The sequence below is a fragment of the Limnofasciculus baicalensis BBK-W-15 genome, assembly GCF_024178385.1.
Taxonomy (GTDB): Bacteria; Cyanobacteriota; Cyanobacteriia; order Cyanobacteriales; family Coleofasciculaceae; genus Limnofasciculus; species Limnofasciculus baicalensis.
In genome coordinates this window covers 1-18522 of the sequence record NZ_JAMZMM010000011.1, presented here as the reverse complement: position 1 = coordinate 18522, position 18522 = coordinate 1, and the positions used below count along the sequence as shown (strand labels likewise).

Annotated in this window: 15 protein-coding genes and 1 CRISPR repeat array; of the genes, 6 read left to right on the top strand and 9 right to left on the bottom strand. The window is 39.7% G+C overall.

Annotation, left to right across the window (positions count from 1 at the left end):
• The first annotated feature begins 51 nt into the window (after positions 1 to 51).
• From NJ959_RS02335 to NJ959_RS02315, 5 genes are all read left to right on the top strand, one after another.
• Positions 52 to 1590, top strand: coding sequence for a phenylacetate--CoA ligase family protein (locus NJ959_RS02335; protein WP_254010133.1), 1539 nt, complete (start codon positions 52 to 54; stop codon positions 1588 to 1590).
• Between the two features lie 366 nt (positions 1591 to 1956).
• Complete coding sequence (locus NJ959_RS02330; RefSeq protein ID WP_254010132.1) at positions 1957 to 2388, top strand: DUF8788 domain-containing protein; 432 nt, start codon at positions 1957 to 1959, stop codon at positions 2386 to 2388.
• 106 nt (positions 2389 to 2494) lie between these two features.
• Positions 2495 to 3328: a DUF8788 domain-containing protein gene (locus tag NJ959_RS02325; protein WP_254010131.1), complete on the top strand. Its 834-nt coding sequence runs from the start codon at positions 2495 to 2497 to the stop codon at positions 3326 to 3328.
• Between the two features lie 51 nt (positions 3329 to 3379).
• A complete protein-coding gene (locus NJ959_RS02320) occupies positions 3380 to 3820 on the top strand; it encodes a DUF8788 domain-containing protein (protein WP_254010130.1) in 441 nt (146 codons plus the stop codon).
• Positions 3821 to 3915: 95 nt separating this feature from the next.
• Complete coding sequence (locus tag NJ959_RS02315; protein ID WP_254010129.1) at positions 3916 to 4464, top strand: DUF8788 domain-containing protein; 549 nt, start codon at positions 3916 to 3918, stop codon at positions 4462 to 4464.
• Positions 4465 to 4624: 160 nt separating this feature from the next.
• On the opposite strand, the gene NJ959_RS02310 is transcribed toward NJ959_RS02315, so the two are convergent.
• Together NJ959_RS02310 and NJ959_RS02305 are read right to left on the bottom strand one after the other, a co-directional pair.
• Positions 4625 to 5413, bottom strand: a complete 789-nt coding sequence (locus NJ959_RS02310) for a GNAT family N-acetyltransferase (protein ID WP_254010128.1) — start codon at positions 5411 to 5413, stop codon at positions 4625 to 4627.
• 262 nt (positions 5414 to 5675) lie between these two features.
• Positions 5676 to 5945, bottom strand: a complete 270-nt coding sequence (locus NJ959_RS02305) for a hypothetical protein (RefSeq protein WP_254010127.1) — start codon at positions 5943 to 5945, stop codon at positions 5676 to 5678.
• 120 nt (positions 5946 to 6065) lie between these two features.
• On the opposite strand from NJ959_RS02305, the gene NJ959_RS02300 reads away from it, so the two are divergent.
• Positions 6066 to 8084 carry a response regulator gene (locus tag NJ959_RS02300; protein ID WP_254010126.1) on the top strand — a complete coding sequence of 673 codons (2019 nt, stop codon included), beginning with the start codon at positions 6066 to 6068 and terminating at the stop codon, positions 8082 to 8084.
• Between the two features lie 216 nt (positions 8085 to 8300).
• Here the strand turns inward: NJ959_RS02300 and NJ959_RS02295 are convergent, their stop codons facing one another.
• From NJ959_RS02295 to NJ959_RS02265, 7 genes are all read right to left on the bottom strand, one after another.
• Complete coding sequence (locus NJ959_RS02295; RefSeq protein WP_254010125.1) at positions 8301 to 8756, bottom strand: Panacea domain-containing protein; 456 nt, start codon at positions 8754 to 8756, stop codon at positions 8301 to 8303.
• 41 nt (positions 8757 to 8797) lie between these two features.
• Positions 8798 to 10933: direct repeats of the CRISPR family, unit length 37 nt; unit sequence GTTTCAATCCCTTATAGGGATTATTATACCTTGCAAG.
• Positions 10934 to 11283: 350 nt separating this feature from the next.
• On the bottom strand, positions 11284 to 13356 hold the full coding sequence (locus tag NJ959_RS30390) for a PAS domain-containing hybrid sensor histidine kinase/response regulator (protein ID WP_309242539.1): 2073 nt from the start codon (positions 13354 to 13356) through the stop codon (positions 11284 to 11286).
• Between the two features lie 135 nt (positions 13357 to 13491).
• Positions 13492 to 15447, bottom strand: coding sequence for a SpoIIE family protein phosphatase (locus tag NJ959_RS02285; RefSeq protein WP_373693587.1), 1956 nt, complete (start codon positions 15445 to 15447; stop codon positions 13492 to 13494).
• 93 nt (positions 15448 to 15540) lie between these two features.
• Positions 15541 to 15756 carry a hydrogenase nickel incorporation protein HypB gene (locus tag NJ959_RS02280; protein WP_254010122.1) on the bottom strand — a complete coding sequence of 72 codons (216 nt, stop codon included), beginning with the start codon at positions 15754 to 15756 and terminating at the stop codon, positions 15541 to 15543.
• The gene (locus NJ959_RS02275) at positions 15747 to 15980 is read right to left on the bottom strand and encodes a hydrogenase maturation nickel metallochaperone HypA/HybF (protein ID WP_254010121.1); all 234 of its coding nucleotides are present in this window, start codon (positions 15978 to 15980) and stop codon (positions 15747 to 15749) included. The genes NJ959_RS02280 and NJ959_RS02275 overlap by 10 nt, the downstream gene beginning before the upstream one ends.
• An 11-nt stretch (positions 15981 to 15991) precedes the next feature.
• Positions 15992 to 17122 carry an acyltransferase family protein gene (locus tag NJ959_RS02270; protein ID WP_254010120.1) on the bottom strand — a complete coding sequence of 377 codons (1131 nt, stop codon included), beginning with the start codon at positions 17120 to 17122 and terminating at the stop codon, positions 15992 to 15994.
• Between the two features lie 225 nt (positions 17123 to 17347).
• Entirely contained in the window at positions 17348 to 18220 is an 873-nt protein-coding gene (locus NJ959_RS02265; RefSeq protein ID WP_254010119.1) for an S-methyl-5'-thioadenosine phosphorylase, read from the bottom strand.
• Positions 18221 to 18522 lie beyond the last annotated feature (302 nt).

The following is an 18522-nucleotide window of genomic DNA, read 5'->3' as shown; positions in this document are numbered from 1 at the left end:
ATGTCTGTTAGCTTCACAAAATAAAGGACTAGAAAAATGGTGACAAATGTGATGATTAAAACCGAATCTTCCTCCAACTCAGAGGATTTGGCTAATTATTTAATTCCAGATGAAGAGTTGGAGCCAAAATCAATTGATGAAGTGGTGAAACTGCCCTCATTCTTTGAAAAAATGAAAGAATGTGAAAAGCTTTACCAGAAGACATATAGTGAAATTGATTTCGAGGTTCAAAATGCTTTGGTATTGCGGCGTTTGCAGCAAATGACCAATACTTTAATGCTCAATCCTCTTTGGAAAGATCTAATTGAGAAATCGGGAACAAAAAAAGCTCCCCGCAACTTTGAGGAATGGCAGCAACTGCCGGTCTGCGATAAGACTGCTATGGGTGATATGTTTATGGGGTCAAGGCCAGGTTTGGTCGTCCCTTTAAGCTATGGTGGTTTTGAAATTGTCGCCAGTGGTGGAACCAGTAATGGCTTGCCAGTAGAAATGGTCTATTCATTACGGGAGTTACACGACACCTACAAAATCGCCGGAAAATTCATCGGCGAATATATGCTACGGGATTACCTCGCCGGGGACGATCCCAAGTGGGTTGCTACCACATTGGCAGATTTTCAAATGTGGAGTAGCGGCACCATGGTTGGAGGTGTTTTGCAGCACATACCAGGTATCAACTATCTTGGCGCTGGTCCTGTGATGAAGGAAGTCTATCAGCATATCATGTCCTACAAAGGACCCAAAGCGATTATGGCAATTTCGGCAGGAATAGCCATACTAAGCGATCTCGGTATTGGCTTACATGAGGAAGCCCGGAAAAGTTTCCGCGTGGCAATGTACGGTAGTGGAGTATTGCCCCATCGTAAGCAGATTGAACTAAAAGAACTTTATCCCAATTTAGAAGTTTTAAGCTACTTTGCTACGGTACAAAACGAAGCTATTGGCTTGCAGTTGAAGGCAGAATCTGCTTATCTGGCTACTGTGCCAGGGCTACATCTGGTTGAAATTGTAGACGATCGAGGAGGTTGGGTAGCTGAAGGTGAGGAAGGTGAGTTGGTAGTAACTCGACTTCATGCCCATGAAGCACCATTTCTCAGGTTTAAATCCGGAGACAGGGTAATCCGTCGCCCCAATTTAGACGGCTCAGGATTGAAAACCCAACAATTCGAGTTTTTGGGCCGCAGTGGGGATGTTATTCACCTTGGCGACACCCAATTCCCTGCTCCTTCAGTTTACGCTTCCCTCTGCCGTGCATTGAAGGATGCGGGTGTTTTTGATTTGCAAGCATCAGCCCACGAAATGCAGTTTTCAAATTATCGAACCAGGAAAGCCCTGCACCTAATGGCGGCGGTAGATGATCCGAGAACTTTATTTCTAAAAATGGAAAATACGCTGGGAGTGGAAGGGGTAAAGCGTTTATTTATTGAAGCCTTAACCAGCGCTTTATCTATATTTAACCGAGGGGAAGCCAATGCCAATTACCTTGATAAGACTGGGTATAGCTTTGAAATAAAATTGGTGAAAAGGTGGTCTGACGAAATTTATCGAACTCAGGTGGGCAAGGTTCCTTGGATCAGAGATATTTTTTAAATAAAGTGAATTGTTGATCAGAAATCATGATAGGATAAAACTCGAAAAAAGCAGTCCTAGGATCGTAGTCTATATTGGAAATGGTCTGGTGTAGTTTTTCAATTTCGTCGCACACTAACAAAAAAATAGAACTGAGCTAGGCAAAGTTACTTGGCTCGTAAATATTTTGAAAAGTGATGAATTATTGACGAACTTTCATGATAGGATAAAACTTGAACAAAGCAGTACAAAATGCCTATTTAATATGGGCTATAGGGTATTGCTGTTTACCAATATCGTCCCACACTAACAAAAAAATAGAACTGAGCTAGGCAAGGTTTCTTTGTTCAGGAATATTTTTTGAAGTAAACTAATAGGAGGAAAGTTGTGGAATCAAAAATCAGCATATTCAGCGTTCTTGATGTTATTGAATCGCTTTCGGGCGGAACGCTGCTAAATGGCAACCTTTGCATGATGGACAATAGTCCTTGGGGTAGCCTCAATCAAGGAACACCAAACTTGTGTACTTTGTGCTATCCCGGACAGACTATCAATTGGACAATCTTAGCCATTGATTTGCAAACACCAGTAGCAATCAGAAAGATTTCTTTTCTTAACCAAGACGGTAGCAGTATCGATCCGATCCCAACTGACCCTACGGAACTTGAAAGCGACAAGCTTCATTTAAACGTTTGGTCTGGAATTGTGCCATGGTACATGATACCAGGTGTGGAATATCGGTACAGGTTAGAGCTTCAAATGTATGAAGGGAAGAACTGTCTTATGTATGTAGATACACCTTCTTTGAAGCGAATTTAACTGTAAGTCAACAAAAAACGCCAATAGAAACGGTACTTTAGGTGCGGTTTAGTCTACGTCGTTCGAGAGTGAAAACAAACCTTAACTAAGGAGGAAAAGAAACGTTATGAGCCAACAGCTTGGAATAATATTGATGGTTGATGTAGAAGCAGCCATAAAAGCCAACACATTGGCAGGTAATTCCTACCTGTTCGACAATATGAAATTGCAAGGGTCAGAAGGTTTAGGGACTGACAAATTGGTTTCCGCGATCAATGGCACTCATTACTGTGATGGTTCCCAGGCTAATGAGCAGGTGTTGAACTGGCTGCCATATGGCGTTGGTTCTCTTCCGCCTACCCTTCCTAAGAGCTTTCTAGCAGACAAATCGAAAAATAGCGATCTCAAGGCACTCGACGATCTTAAGGAACTCGCCAATAAAATTGAAAACACTGAAAAGGAAAGATTCACAAGTATCGTCCATGTCCTAGAGGAACTAAAAAAGATCTCCCAAGCGACGGGTGTTAAGACTAAAGTCCAGAGCAAACGTAGTGATGTCAAGCACGATTTTGGGCATTCTGGACAAAAAATTATGGATGTCACGGGTGAACTCGTCGCTCAATCTGAAGAGAAAATTTCCGATATCAATTCTCTTAATCCGATCATTACGGGTATCAGTGGTGAAGCAGTCGATAAAAACATAATTTATCCGGCTGCATATGGCTCTCCCGATATGGTGACAGACGGTTGGTATTGGGCTGCATCTGTTGATACATCCCAACCAGGGACCTATGCCTACACCATGCATGTCCAACTATATAAGCTCACCTTGAAGGATGGAGAATCGGCTTGGGTACCGGTAGATATGACCTGTGAAGCATTTATCAAGATTAGCAATGACCCTAAAAAGAATGGGTTTACAAATGCAGGTGTTGGCTTCCTCCCTATCCCTATTGTTTAGACCACTGCTTAAGCTTCAATCGTAATTACAAAAAATATTGGAGGATAGATCATGGCAACAGAAACGAAAGCTAAAACGATAGAAACAAAGGGGAAAACGATAACGATAGCCTCTGTAATAGATGTAGTGGGAGCCCTGGCAACCGATTCCTTGAGTGGAGAAGTCTATTTTATGGACACCAATAAAGCGAATGGTTCCACAGGGCAGGGCACTAAGAATTTGAAGACTGTCGTCGAAAAAGGAGACCGATTGGTTTGGACAGTCATATTCTTAGAATGTGAAGCCTATGCAGCCATCGATGAAATCATCATTGACAAGAACTACTGCGAGCCGGAAAAGAAGACTTACGAAGGTACTGATGTCTCGTACTGGAGTGGCACAGTCAAAAAAGATGTCAAATTCGTTCCCTACACCATCAAATTTAAAGTGGGGACTCGAGCAGAATCGATACCTACTGCTTCCCCTCTCTATCTCGTAGGTAAGGATGCCTAAGCCGTTAAAAAACGGATTGGATGTTTTGTGGCCACGTTTTGTGGCCGCAGAACAGTTGGAAAATCACAATTTGTTCAACTAACAGGAGGAAAATCATGTCAGATACGTTTACTCTAAAAAAGCAAAATCCAGGGCAGCTCAATTCCGTACAGCTTAATATAGTAACAGTCATTGACCTTCATAAAGCTGTTAAAGATCGGACGACCAAAGATGCTATTTACATGATGGATAATAGCGTGGGTGGTACAGGTCAAGGAACGGGGCATTTGCAAACCGTCTGTAAGCCAGGGCAAGTTCTCAATTGGATTATCTATCCTATGGATATGGAAAAAAGACCCGATGGGACATGGCCGCCTATGCCGAAGATCAACAATATCGTTTTTCTGGACAGCCAACAAGAAGGCGACACTGAGGAATTTTCTGAGACCAAAGTCTGCACTGAGTTGAAGGTTTACGGTGGTCCTGACATGATGAGATCTCCTTATTGTCCTGTGTACTACTATTGGGCTGGGGCTGTATTAAGTACCTTGCCCACGGGTGTGTACAATTACAGGTTTGTCCTTGAATTGGAACAGGAATGTAAAAAAGAGAAGGTGTATTTGAACACTTTCGAGAAACCTTCTTTAAAAGTAGTTGGTATCTAAACTAACAAGGAGATGGAGAGATGACTTATATATTCAAGCTCATCCTCCGTCATCTAATCTGTCTATGCAGAGTTTAATTGTACTAATTAGATGATTAAATCCCCGCAACAAGTTATAATTAGGGAAAATATCTAGCCTCCGATTTACAGAAGAGGGCTATTTAAATCTTAGCCGACATAAGTATACACTTTTCACTATTTTCTATAGTAGACAGAATTTTTTTGTTATTAAACTTGTATGTTTTGTATTTAATAGCCGCTTCTTCCTGAAAGCCAAAACTGCGAAATATATGCTGGGATGCTAATCCAGTAGCTTCCACAATAGCCGCTTTAAAATTACGCTGTTTAGCTAATTTTAAATTTACTTCTATTAGTGTTTTAGCAATGTTTTTATTGGCATAGTTTTTGACAACTCCCAGAAGAAAAATATGTAAAACTTCTCCTTGTGAAATGAAATTTTTAGACTTGTAAATCGATTCTAATACCAAGTTGCTTTCCATAGTAATAGCTTGGTAAGCTGGGTACGCTGGATAAGGATAAGCTGGGTAAGGATAAGCTGGGTAAGGGTAAGCTGGGTAAACTGGAGGAGAGAAAGTTAACTTTTTGAATGCAACTCGGTATAATTGCTCCAATAAATTGAAAATTGGCTCAAATTTATCACTGGGTATCTCTAGTCGTTCGGGAGGCCATGTCATCAAATCTTTCGAAATAATAAATCCGACAATTTGTCCTGTTTGTCGATCTTTGGCAACAAGAGAAACAGATTCTTTTACTGCTTTATGGCAGTAAGGAATAGCGAAACCATGAAACTCAGCTTCAGAAATTTGCAAAGCCCTAGTGATGGGTTCAGATTTGGACATAATATTGGAAATACAAGCAGCAGTTGCTTCTATATCCTGTTGCTGTATAGTTTCAAAAATTATCCCATTTTTTTCAGTCAGAATAGACATAATCATTCAATAAGCTGCTTTTGGCTGGTCATTCACAATAGTATCTTACGGACTATCTCACCAAGAGTAGAATAACCAGGAAAGAACGAAAACCTATACCCATAAAAATCAGCCAAGGCTATTCCCACGACCATCGGTCTGACTTAAAACAAGTTATCATAGATTTAATCTGTACCCGTGATGGAGATATTCTCTTATTTGTGAAAATTGCTGATGGCAATGAATCAGATAAAGCTGTATTTGGATAAATTATAGCTAAGTTTCAAAAAGAAGTCAACCTTTCAGGAATTAGGGATTGGGAATTGTTAGCTGGAATCCATTGCAGCGAGACGGAATTCTTAAGCCAAGGGCGAACTTGTTGACAAAATTCCTCGAATCCTGTCTGATTTGTGGTAAAACAATAGAGGCTTTCTCCTGTAGTGTAACGGGCTAAAGCTTTAAGAAAACCTGCACTGGCTGCTTGCCTACCCATAAGGCGTTTGCCGCTGGTTTCGTATCCGTCTCGCTGATATAAAATTGCTGCTGTTTTCATAAATAAACGTTTATGTGGAACTCAATTTTTACTTTGTCAGTATGACTTAAGTTACTCAATGTGTAACTTATAATTTATTCCCTATCACCTCTCACCTCTCACCTTTACATTTATCGAGCCATGAGAATATTCTTAATTGAAGATGACGATGTTTTGGCAGATATTCTGGTACAGTCTCTCCGGAGTCAGCGTTACATTGTTGATTGGGCTGAGGATGGAGAATTGGGTTGGGAATATAGCCAAAGCGCTACTTACGATCTAATTGTGACAGATATAGACTTACCCAAGCTCGATGGGATTAGTTTATGTCAGCGTTTGCGTAGTCAAGGGTGTGCCGTACCTATTTTACTGATTACGGCAAAAAATGCAAGTCGGGATCGCATTCGCGGATTAGATGCTGGGGCTGATGATTATTTAATTAAACCATTGGATCTGGGAGAATTACAAGCTAGGGTGCGAGCATTAATTCGTCGGAAAGATAATCCGATTACACCTATATTAGAGCTAAAAGGACTTTGCCTAGATCCGAGTGGTTGTCAAGTAACTTATCAGGGGAAACCTTTAACTCTCACTCCCAAGGAATATAGTTTACTGGAATTATTTTTACGCCATCCCGAACAAGTTTTTAGTCGCGCCAATATTATCGATCATCTCTGGAATTTTGACGATCCTCCCCAAGAAGAAAGTGTAAAATCTCATATTAAAGGTTTGCGGCAGAAGTTAAAGGCTGTGGGGGTGGTAGATTGGATTGAAAATGTCTACGGTTTTGGTTATCGATTCACTCCCAAGGTTTTAGTGCCTGGGGAAGTGATTGAAGATCAAAATTATGGTAATTTAGAAAAGCAATTTAATCAAGGGATAGATAAACTTTGGGATAAGTATCGCGGGTTAATGGTGCAGCGGATGGAGGTTTTGCAGGAAGCGGCTGATCCTTTGCGTCAGGGTAATTTATCGGCTGAATTACAACTGTCTGCTAGTCAAGCTGCCCATAAGTTGGCTGGTGTCTTGGGCATGTTCGATCGGGAAGATGGGACTAATATTGCTCGAGAAATTGAGATTATTTTACAGACAAATAAGAAATTCAAACGTTCTCAAAAAGAGGAAGTGCTAACTTTAATAAAATCCTTAGTAGAATTACTGAATTTAACTGAAAATATAGATCGGGATTCACAGGATTTGCAGGATTTACAAGATGATACAATTGCTTTGCCCACTCTGGGTGAAACATTTGGAGACAAAATCTTTGATTTAAGCCAGACGTTATCCCCCAAATCCTTCACCCCTACAAACTCTTCTACTCCCCACTCTGGCTTATTGGTGAATCTGCTAGTTGTGGATGACGATCCCATATTTTTATCAGCATTACACCCAATGTTAGAACCTTGGGGCATTAAAATGACAGGATTGGATAACCCTTTGCAGTTTTGGGATATCTTGGAAAAGGTTAAACCGGATTTATTAATTTTGGATGTAGAAATGCCCCAAATGAGTGGGATTGAAATCTGTCAAGCTGTGCGGAATAATGAAGAGTGGCAAGGATTACCAATTCTATTTTTAACCGCCCATCGAGATTTTGATACGATTCAAAAAATATTTGCAGCAGGTGCGGATGATTATATTGTGAAACCTGTGGTGGGTTCAGAATTATTAACTCGAATTGTTAATCGCTGGGAAAGAAACCGCTGGCTGCAAAGTTTTTCTTGTAAAGATCCTTTAACGGGCTTAAATAATCAACCTCATTCTAGCCGGGAGATAGAAAAGCTGATTCAGGAAGCTGAGAAAAATAATAGTTATTTCTGTTTTGTATTACTTGTGGTGGAAGATTTGCGCCAAATTAATATTGAATATGGACATGCTATGGGTAATCAGGTATTGCAAGAGTGGGGGCGTATTTTTCAAGGTGTTTTTAGTAATGGTGAGGTGTTGGGGTATTGGGGAAATGGGGAATTTGTAATGGCAATTCCAGGATTACACAAGTCGGAAGTACTTTCTCGGTTAGATGAGTTATTAATTCCTTTGAGAATACAAATTTTTACCGCTCCTGATTCTCGTCGCTTTCAGGTGAGTTATCGTGTCGCTGTAGCTGAGTATCCAGTTGATGGGTTGACTCTTCATTCTTTGTATCGAGTTATCATCTGATTAAAACTCACTCATTTCCTTTACAAGACTAAATCTCTGTAAAAAACTCTGCGTACCTCTATCAAACCTCTGCGTTAAAAACCAAAATATTACTCCCATAGAGATAGATTAAATATCAATACTAGTTTGTGGAGGGATTGCGATCGCTTTTTCTGGAATCAGCTTTCCCTTTCTCTGTGGAGAAGGTTTCTGGATTTTATTTTGTTTTTTTACCAACTATACCTCCACAAAATTAGTATAATATTCTTTCATATTATCATAAGATATTACACCAATTGATGGGGATTCTAAATCTAAACTATGGCGAGAATTTAGCCAAGGTTTTTCAGCACAAACTAAGTCTCGGAGATATTTAGCACTTAATTCTCCGTAAGTGGACCAAACCTCTTCGAGTACTTCTAATTCATCCTCGGTAAATTCAATGTCGAAATTTTCCGATGCGGGAATATCTCTATCTTGATAGATTTTATATTTCTCCCAAACATCCCGCACAATAGGACCAGATACCCAAGCCTCAATATCTTGAGCAAACAAAGGCTCATTCCTAAAAACTAAACTCCATGCTTGGGCGTAGTACACTAGCTTTTGCAATTTCAGATGAGAAATGGTATCGCCTGCCTCTCTATCAACACAGGAGAGAAAGTAATCAGCCACATCAAGAGCATTTTTCATGGCGGTTAGTGGATATTCCAGGTTTACATGACACTCAGGATGTTCCAATCCCTTATAGGGATTATTATACCTTGCAAGTGGTCTAAACTGGGGTGTGGAAATCAACCCACTACGAGTTTCAATCCCTTATAGGGATTATTATACCTTGCAAGGTGACAAAAAACAATGGGTGATCCAGACTTCACCGTTTCAATCCCTTATAGGGATTATTATACCTTGCAAGACCAAGAATTTATTCGTCCCGGTAAAGAAGGAAGGTTTCAATCCCTTATAGGGATTATTATACCTTGCAAGTATATATTGTCAGGGGGCTGCCCGGGACAGGAAGGTTTCAATCCCTTATAGGGATTATTATACCTTGCAAGTGGAATAGGTTCCGCAAATACAAACGCGATCGGTGTTTCAATCCCTTATAGGGATTATTATACCTTGCAAGCTTACTCCCAAGATTGCGATCGTGCAAGTACAAATGTTTCAATCCCTTATAGGGATTATTATACCTTGCAAGGCACTGTTCTCTATCTTTGTGAGTTAGAGGCGATAGTTAGTTTCAATCCCTTATAGGGATTATTATACCTTGCAAGATTTAACAGAAATCTTAGATCGATTAGAACAAAAAATAGTTTCAATCCCTTATAGGGATTATTATACCTTGCAAGATGAACATAATTTATTTTACCAGTAAAATCTACTTAGTTTCAATCCCTTATAGGGATTATTATACCTTGCAAGCGGTGCTAGAAAGTGGGGGAGAAAGGATTATTACTCGTTTCAATCCCTTATAGGGATTATTATACCTTGCAAGATGAACATAATTTATTTTACCAGTAAAATCTACTTAGTTTCAATCCCTTATAGGGATTATTATACCTTGCAAGACAACCTGATAACGCATGATGTTGATGCCATCATTGTTTCAATCCCTTATAGGGATTATTATACCTTGCAAGCTGTGAGCAAGGTTGGCGATGAGACAGCATTACTGTTTCAATCCCTTATAGGGATTATTATACCTTGCAAGACTACATGACCGAACAAGGTTTAAATGGGATTCTGTTTCAATCCCTTATAGGGATTATTATACCTTGCAAGCGGTAGGGCGGCATCCCCGATGTATCGGATTCCTCCTGTTTCAATCCCTTATAGGGATTATTATACCTTGCAAGCCAGATGTTAAGTTCTCTTTACGGGAATTAATCAAGTTTCAATCCCTTATAGGGATTATTATACCTTGCAAGCTGAGATTAAAGAATCAGAAAAATGTAGGTATCGGTGTGTTTCAATCCCTTATAGGGATTATTATACCTTGCAAGGTGCGACACCAGCCGTCATAAACTATCCGCAAGTTTCAATCCCTTATAGGGATTATTATACCTTGCAAGTAAATGGCAGTAACAAAGCTCGAACCAGCTTATGTCGAAGTTTCAATCCCTTATAGGGATTATTATACCTTGCAAGCAAATAGATTCCTCCGGATTAATAATCGAAAGATGGTTTCAATCCCTTATAGGGATTATTATACCTTGCAAGATGAAGAATGATATCCATCTTCCTAGTAATTAGGCGTTTCAATCCCTTATAGGGATTATTATACCTTGCAAGCAAGCCGTTCAAATTGAATTTGAGCATGGTAGGGGTTTCAATCCCTTATAGGGATTATTATACCTTGCAAGTCTTTTATTATTTTCATAGCCAAGGGAATGTTCAGTTTCAATCCCTTATAGGGATTATTATACCTTGCAAGCCGCCGTATGCGCTTCCTCTTTGCGCATTATTCTTCCGTTTCAATCCCTTATAGGGATTATTATACCTTGCAAGTTTTTCTTCCAGCCCATACGATATTAGGGTTTGAGGTTTCAATCCCTTATAGGGATTATTATACCTTGCAAGGTGGTTGACCTCTCTCCATCCTTGTGCTTCTCGAGTTTCAATCCCTTATAGGGATTATTATACCTTGCAAGATTCCGGGGCGATAGATATACTTACCTATCCGCACCTGTTTCAATCCCTTATAGGGATTATTATACCTTGCAAGTTGCCGTCCCACACCCGGCGATAAAGGTAGGGATGTTTCAATCCCTTATAGGGATTATTATACCTTGCAAGAAATGGAAGCTCTAAAGAAGCAATACATACAAGTGTTTCAATCCCTTATAGGGATTATTATACCTTGCAAGAGCTGACATCTACAAGCATAGCACAGCAAGAGGTTGAAGTGCCATTTGCGCGAACCCCCTAAAATGCGGAACAATACCCAACTATTTTGAGACTCAAAATCCCTGAAACGCTTGCCCTGTAAGGTGCGCGGGTGCGTTCAGATTGCGATCGCCCCAATCGCTTATGGTGTAATACTTTGAAGGCTTTTTGCCAGAAGGCTGATTTTTACACCTACCCATCCGCGCATTTTTGGCTGAATGAGGTTTTCCTGACAATTGGTTTCTGCTCCCATTATAAGGTAAGTAGGCAGAATCTTTTTTTTTAACGCAAAGGTACGCAAAGGTGAGCGCAAAGGTACGCAAAGGTTTTTTTAGTCGGCGGGTGATGGGGGGAAAATGGGAGCGAGTAATTCGAGGATTTCATCGAAGCAAAATTTCTGGAGTAGTTGGGTAAGCCCTGTTACTAGAGTATGGTGTGTTTTGGGAATTTGCTCGATTAGTTGAGTTATTTTATCGGCATCAACTTCGGTGGCGGCTTGGTGTAATTCTTCAATCCATTCAGTGGGCATAACTGTTAAATCAGCAGAGGTGAGATTGGGGATTTTAGATTGGGGATTTTGCCCTGTTTCTGTATCATCTGGTTGTGTGGCATGGATATATTTTACCCCAAGATGTTCAGCCATTTTTTCAAAGATAACTTGTTCCTGAAATGGTTTGCGTACAAAATCGTCACAACCAGCGGCTAAAATATTAGTTTGTTGTTCGTCAAATGCACTAGCACTCAAGGCAATGATGACGGTTTTATGTCTGGGATGTATCTCGGAATTTTCTAATCTTTCACCTGATTTTGCTTTAATATATTTGGTAGCTTCGTAGCCATCTATTATAGGCATTCGCATGTCCATCCAAATTAAGTGAGGATGCCATTCTTGCCAAATTGCGATCGCAATTTCTCCGTCTGGTGCTGTGCGAGTTTGAAAACCAACGATGTTGAGGAGTTGGGCGATTAGGTCTCGGTTTTCTTGGCGATCGTCTACAATTAAAATACGGTATTCTGGTTGATCTTGGGCTAGTCCAATTATTCTTGTTTTGTTTGTTACTTTTGCGGCTGTTTCTACGGGATTTGCTAAGGTTATTTGGATGTTAAAGCGGAAAATTGAGCCTTTACCTGGGGTACTGGTTAAATTAATGTCGCCACCCATTAGTTGAACGAATTGACGGCTAATTGTTAAGCCTAATCCAGTCCCTTCTCTGGCTTGGATACCGCTATTGGCTTGGACGAATGGTTGAAATAAGTTGTCTATCTCGAATGGGGCAATGCCTCTTCCGGTATCTTCTATTTCAAAGTTTAGGGAGTGGGGAGTGGAGTATGATTTTGCGCGGAGGATTATGCCTCCGGTTTGAGTGAATTTTACGGCATTTCCTAATAGATTTATTAGTACTTGACGGAGTTTTCCTTCATCAGTGATAATATATTGAGGTAAATTGGGGGCAATATCAAATTCTAGGGATAATTTTTTGGCTTTGGTGCGAATTTGAAACATCTCTCGCAGTGTTTGTAAGAGGTAATGTAAATTGAAAGGTGCTGGATTTAAAATAATTCGCCCTGCTTCAATTTTCGACATTTCCAATACATCGTTAATTAGGTTGAGTAAATGTTCCCCACTTCGGTTGATAATTGCTAAGAATTCACGTTGTTGCGGCGTGAGGGCGATATCTCTATCCATTAATTGGGCAAAGCCAATAATTGCATTTAAAGGTGTGCGTAATTCGTGACTCATATTGGCGAGAAAGGCGCTTTTGGCACGGTTGGCTGATTCTGCCGCATCTTTGGCAATTTTTAGGGTTTTTTCTGCTTCTTTCCGCTCGCTTAAATCGTAAATTATTGCTTGTACGAGTTTTTCTGAACCTACTTCAACGGCTGTTAGCCAGATTTCTACAGGAAAATCTGTCCCATCAGCGCGACGGTGAATCCATTCAAATTGGTGATTTCCTTTGTAAAAAGTAATCGCTATGTGTTGATTGGCTAAAGGAAAGGAATCTTCACCGTTTGCCTGAATTGGGGGTGATAATTCACTAGCGTGTTTGCCCATCATCTCGTAAAGGGAATAACCGAATAGTTTTTCGGCTGCTTTATTGCAAGTGAAGATATTGGTTTGGTTACCGATGATAATTGCTACCCCGATAGATTCGTATAGCGCCCGATATTTTGCTTCTGATTGTCTTACTGCTTCTTCAGCACGTTTGCGAGGAGTAATATCTGTACAAACTGAGGTAACTATCCAACAATCTCCTGCTTTATCTCGCACTGAAGATTGGGAAAAGGCAATCCAGCGCTGAGTGCCATCTGGATGGTTATAGCGATATTGATCTTCATAATTACCTTCCACAAAAATAGCTGCAAATGATTTGCCTAATACATGTTCAAAGTCTTCAGGTACAATCCGTTATAAAGCAAAATAATTGGCAAAATTATGGTGATTTAGGTTATTGCCAAATAGTTGAATTTATGCTCTACCCCAACAACAAACCACAAATAACAAACAACAAACCACAAATAACAAACAACAAACAACAAACTATTTCTGCTTAAGCACCAGCAAAGTGATATCATCATAAACTTTTTGCTCGCCGATATGCTGTTGCAAATCTTCAATCACAGCTTCCCTAATTTCCACTGCTGATTTTTGCCAGTTATTGCTAATCACCTCACAAAGTCGCTCCATCCCATAGAGTACATTTTCCATATTTTCTGCCTCAGTAATACCATCGGTGTATAACACTACACCATCCCCTGAGTGCAACTGAATTTCTATTTGAGATATGAAGTCGGTAATATCGGCTTCCAGCCCAATAGGAAAGCCTAAATCCAGAGTATCAATTCGTTCAATTGCCCCTTCTTTCCGCACGACAATCATCTCTTCATGTTGTCCACTTAAATGTAAAGTACCCTCTTGATAATCTAGCAAAGATAGGCTGAGATTCTTATCGGAATTCATCCGCTGAACGTTATTATAAATGGTGCGATTGAGAGTATCTAAGAATTTCCGGTAATCGGTTTCGTTGTTTTCCAATAAAGTACGAACTGCTGTTTGTACCATTAACATTAATACACCACTTTCTAATCCATGTCCAGTCACATCACCAATACCAATTTTGATCGCTCCTTTACTTTGCAGCACATCGTAGTAGTCGCCGCCTACTTCAGAGGCTGGTTTCATAAATCCGGCGATATCTAAGCCAGAAATCTGAGCTAATTCATAATCTTTCGGCAAGATCATTTGTTGTATTTTGCGGGTAATTTCTAACTCTGCACCCATCCGGATATTTTCCGTTTTCAGACGGTGATTGAGCTGGCTAATTTCCTGATTAGCTTTAACCAAAGCTACAGCAATATTGTTAAAAGATTTGACAACTTCTGTCAATTCATCCTGGGTATCTAGGGCAATTTCATCTGCAAAATTCCCCTCCACCATCTGCTTAGATGCTCCACTCAAACTCGAAATAGTTTGAATCAAACCTAAATAAAAACCAACAAATATATAGACAACAATCGCTAAAATAATAAATATAAAAATATAAAGGAGTATCTGTTTCCTAGCAAATCCATCAATCCGATATTGCAAAAGAAAATCTAACTCGTCAATAATTTGATTCCACAAGAGAGAACTTTGCTTCAAGTTTTGTTCCGCATCGGCAAAATAATCATCTGGTTGCGGTACTTTCTCGGAATCAATTAGTGGATTAACTCGTTCGGTTAATTTTTTAATATTCTGGGTAAATAGATTGAGAGTTTGTGTCAGTTTGGGGCGTAAATTACCTGGAGGATTATTAGTAAATGCCACATCAATATTGTCCATTAGTTCACTGTTAGAATCTCTCAACATCCCCAAGAGTATAATTAGTTCCGCTCTTTCCAAAGGTGTGACTTTCTTATGAATCTTGATACTTTGGGAGATCGATTGAATCTCAGCTAATATCCTTTGCATTTCTGGCAGCTTGAGGAGAGTCGCATCCATTAAGTAGTAGGTGTCTAAGTCGGGATCGAGAATTAAGTTTGATTGATTGCCTACATGACTTCTTAAGTCATGTATCTGATTAATTAGCAGATTATATTCAGCAGATTTGTTGTTGCTATACCGATTAGTTTTGCTATTTATCCAGTTATTTCTCAGTTGATTAAACTTGTCAGAAGTTCCCAAAACTTTGCCAAATTTTAGTTCCACTGGTTTCAATTGACTCAAGCTATTATCAATTTTATTTTCCGTTGAGATGATTTCGCTTGAATTTTGGATTGAGTTGCTATCTCGCAAAATTTTTAGTTGGGGAAGCGCCACCCAAAGTTCACTGAGGGGGCGAAGATAGCTGTTGCCAATAATTTCTTTGGCGGCAAAATTAATCCTTGTCTGAATTTCTGAGATCAGAAAATAAGTGACTAGGCTCAATGGGAGGATAAATAGGCAGCTAATCGCTGCAAATTTTTGCGGATATTTGAGACGATTCATTAATGCGATTGCGGGTTGAAAAGGTTTCATCGAGAAATGGGGAATAGGGAGTGGGGAGTGGGGAGTGGGGAATAAAGTTTTACCTCTAACCTCTAACCTCTTACCTGCAAATCTATTAGCCAATTATTGATTTCTAAGCCATTCATACCAACTCTCTAAACCAACTCCTGTTGTTGCTGAAACCTCAAAAATACGAATTTTAGGATTGACAGTTTTTCCATACTCTAAACAACGTTGATTATCTTTGCTATTGTCAGGAATAATCGCCATGGTTTCACCCGTTTGGAGATTAGTCAGGGTGGGTTGGGCATTATCGGAACAACCACAAGTTAAGCACATAATTCCACCTCAATTTCTTTGATTTTCAATTCTTCACCAGAAATTATATCTAACTCCACACCACCGCGATCGCAGATACCATAGGATTCCTCAATGGTAACCTCCGCACCACATTGACGACAACGTGCCAAACCGGGAATTTCGATAATTTCTAAGGTAGCTCCTTCTAAAACTGTTCCTCGGCTGCAAACATCGAAACAAAATTTTACAGCATTACTCTCCATGACATATCTCTTTACTTCAAAAATAGTATAGCAAGCATCTCTGAATTATTTTGACCAAATTGATTAGTTTTAATAATCTTAGATACAAGAACTTTCTGCAAATAAGTAGTTGCTGTTGCCAGAAAAGCGATCGAAATAAAAATGACTAAATAGTTTTGCATAACCGGATATTTGTATTCAACGCGATGCCAATACTCTAGAAAGAAAATATGCCATAAATATATCCATAATGACGATGAACTTATGAAAATAATTGTTTCTTTAATACCTCTATGATTTTCCAGCCATTCCCGATAATTGTTCCATACCCAACTAACCAACAAGTACAGAATCATTGACATAAGAATTCCGTATAATATAAAGATTATGCTTGGCGGAAACTTGTATTCATTTTTGTGGCTGTACCAGAAATTGAATAGGTTACTGCCAGCCTTAGAATAATCTAGCGCGGAATAAAATAAAAAGCCGATCGCGCTCCCACTTAGTATTAATGACATTAATTTTTTATTCATCTCGATTAAAGTCATCCCTAACCCAAATAAGCAACTATATGGAATTAAATACATATAAAACTTGCTTCTCCACATTGTCCAATTGTAGGGAATTTCCCAGTTATATAAAAGAGGTATGGCAATCACCTGATGAAAGATATAAATAGCGAGAATAACAGCAGCAAAACGAGTCTCATTCCCCAGGAATCTATATAGCTTTAAAAGGAAAGGGGCAACAATAGCAATTAAAAGAAATACGCGAATTATCCAAACATAGTTAATTCCATCTAGCAGCAAAAAACCAAATAAAAGTTCTTGACTGGAAAAGTGGTATGGTTTTTTAGTCAAGAAGTCAGTAATATATGCAGAAGCAAAGAAGAAAGTCAGAAACAACCACACTGGAGCTAAGAGTCGGGGAATCCTCTTTCTTAAATAGTCCCACAAATCAACATTTTTATTTCGGGAAGAATAGTAAAAAAGGGTTCCCGATGCAATAACCATCATCGGGACATCAAACTGTCTAATTAAATCGATATTTTGGGGAGGATCAGTGTGAGCTAGAATAATTAATAGTAGCCCAATTGCTTTTAAAATATCAAATCGAATATCTCTACTTTTCTGGGGTTTTTCTGAGACTATAGATGTCATCATTATCTCCTTAAATTCTCAAGCAATTCAACTTAATAGCTTGTCTACCCAGTCTGGGAGTAGGGCTGTAGATAGACGCAATTCCATCGAAAACTGCCAGAGGCTAAGAAGTCGGGTTTCTTTAAAAAACCCCGACTTCTGGGTGTCTTCTGAGTGTGAAGCTTATTTACTGGCACATCCTTAGTGAAAACCAGACTAATGCCACCCAATAGTTATCGAAAAAGCCCTTTACAAATACTTCTGCAATAACACCCCGAACTTCTCCTTAGTTGCCCCTGAAACTTTATTCATTGGCGTTAAGATCGCATTTTTTAAGGCAGAATGGGCATCGGAAATAGGTGGATTTTCACTCAACCGCCGCACGGTTTCTTGAATGACTTTCTGAGCATTACTCGCATTCCGTTGGAGATTGGCAATTACCAAATCTACTGTTACGTTGTCATGATCTGGATGCCAGCAATCGTAATCCGTAACTAGTGCTAGGGTAGCATAAGCAATTTCTGCTTCCCGTGCTAACTTTGCTTCTGGCAAATTAGTCATGCCAATCACTGTTGCACCCCAACTACGGTAGAGGTTAGACTCAGCTTTAGTAGAAAAAGCTGGCCCTTCCATACAAAGATATGTACCAGTGCGATGTAAAGTTACATCTGCTAAATTTAAACTAGCGATCGCATCTGCCAAAACCCCTGCTAATTGGTGACATACGGGATCGGCAAACCCAACGTGGGCAACGATTCCATCACCAAAAAAAGTAGATACCCGATTCTTCGTGCGATCGATAAACTGATCCGGTACTACCATATCCAGCGGTTTCGCCTCTTCTTTCAGGGAACCCACCGCTGATGCCGAAATCAGATACTCTACACCCAACTGCTTCATCGCATAAATATTAGCGCGAAATGGTAACTCTGAGGGCAAAAGGGTATGATCCCTGCCATGACGGGGGAGAAAGGCAACTGAGATTCCGTCTAGAGTTCCCACAATCAAAGCATCTGAGGGTGCGCCAAAGGGAGTATCCACTTCTACCTCCCGGACATCCTTGAGGGCATCCATTTTGTATAATCCGCTACCGCCAATAATACCAATCTTTGCTTTAGTCATCGTATTTACCTTCTGAGCGTTGTAGTGCCAAGTTATTTTATCGGGAAAGGAAGAGTGATGGATGCGCGATCGCAAAACTCAAGCCAAATTTGGGGCGCAATATGAAGTTTCTGTAAAGCTTTGGTGAATTTTAATGTAATTCTGATGAAAATTATTAAATTAGTAGTTATGGTATATCTACCAGGACGTTTGCCATAACTGCTAAATCTCTCTTAGGCGAGAATATTTTATTTAACCATCTAAGCATCTACCTATTAAGCATCTAAGCATCTACCTATTATTCCCTTAAGTAACAATTAAAA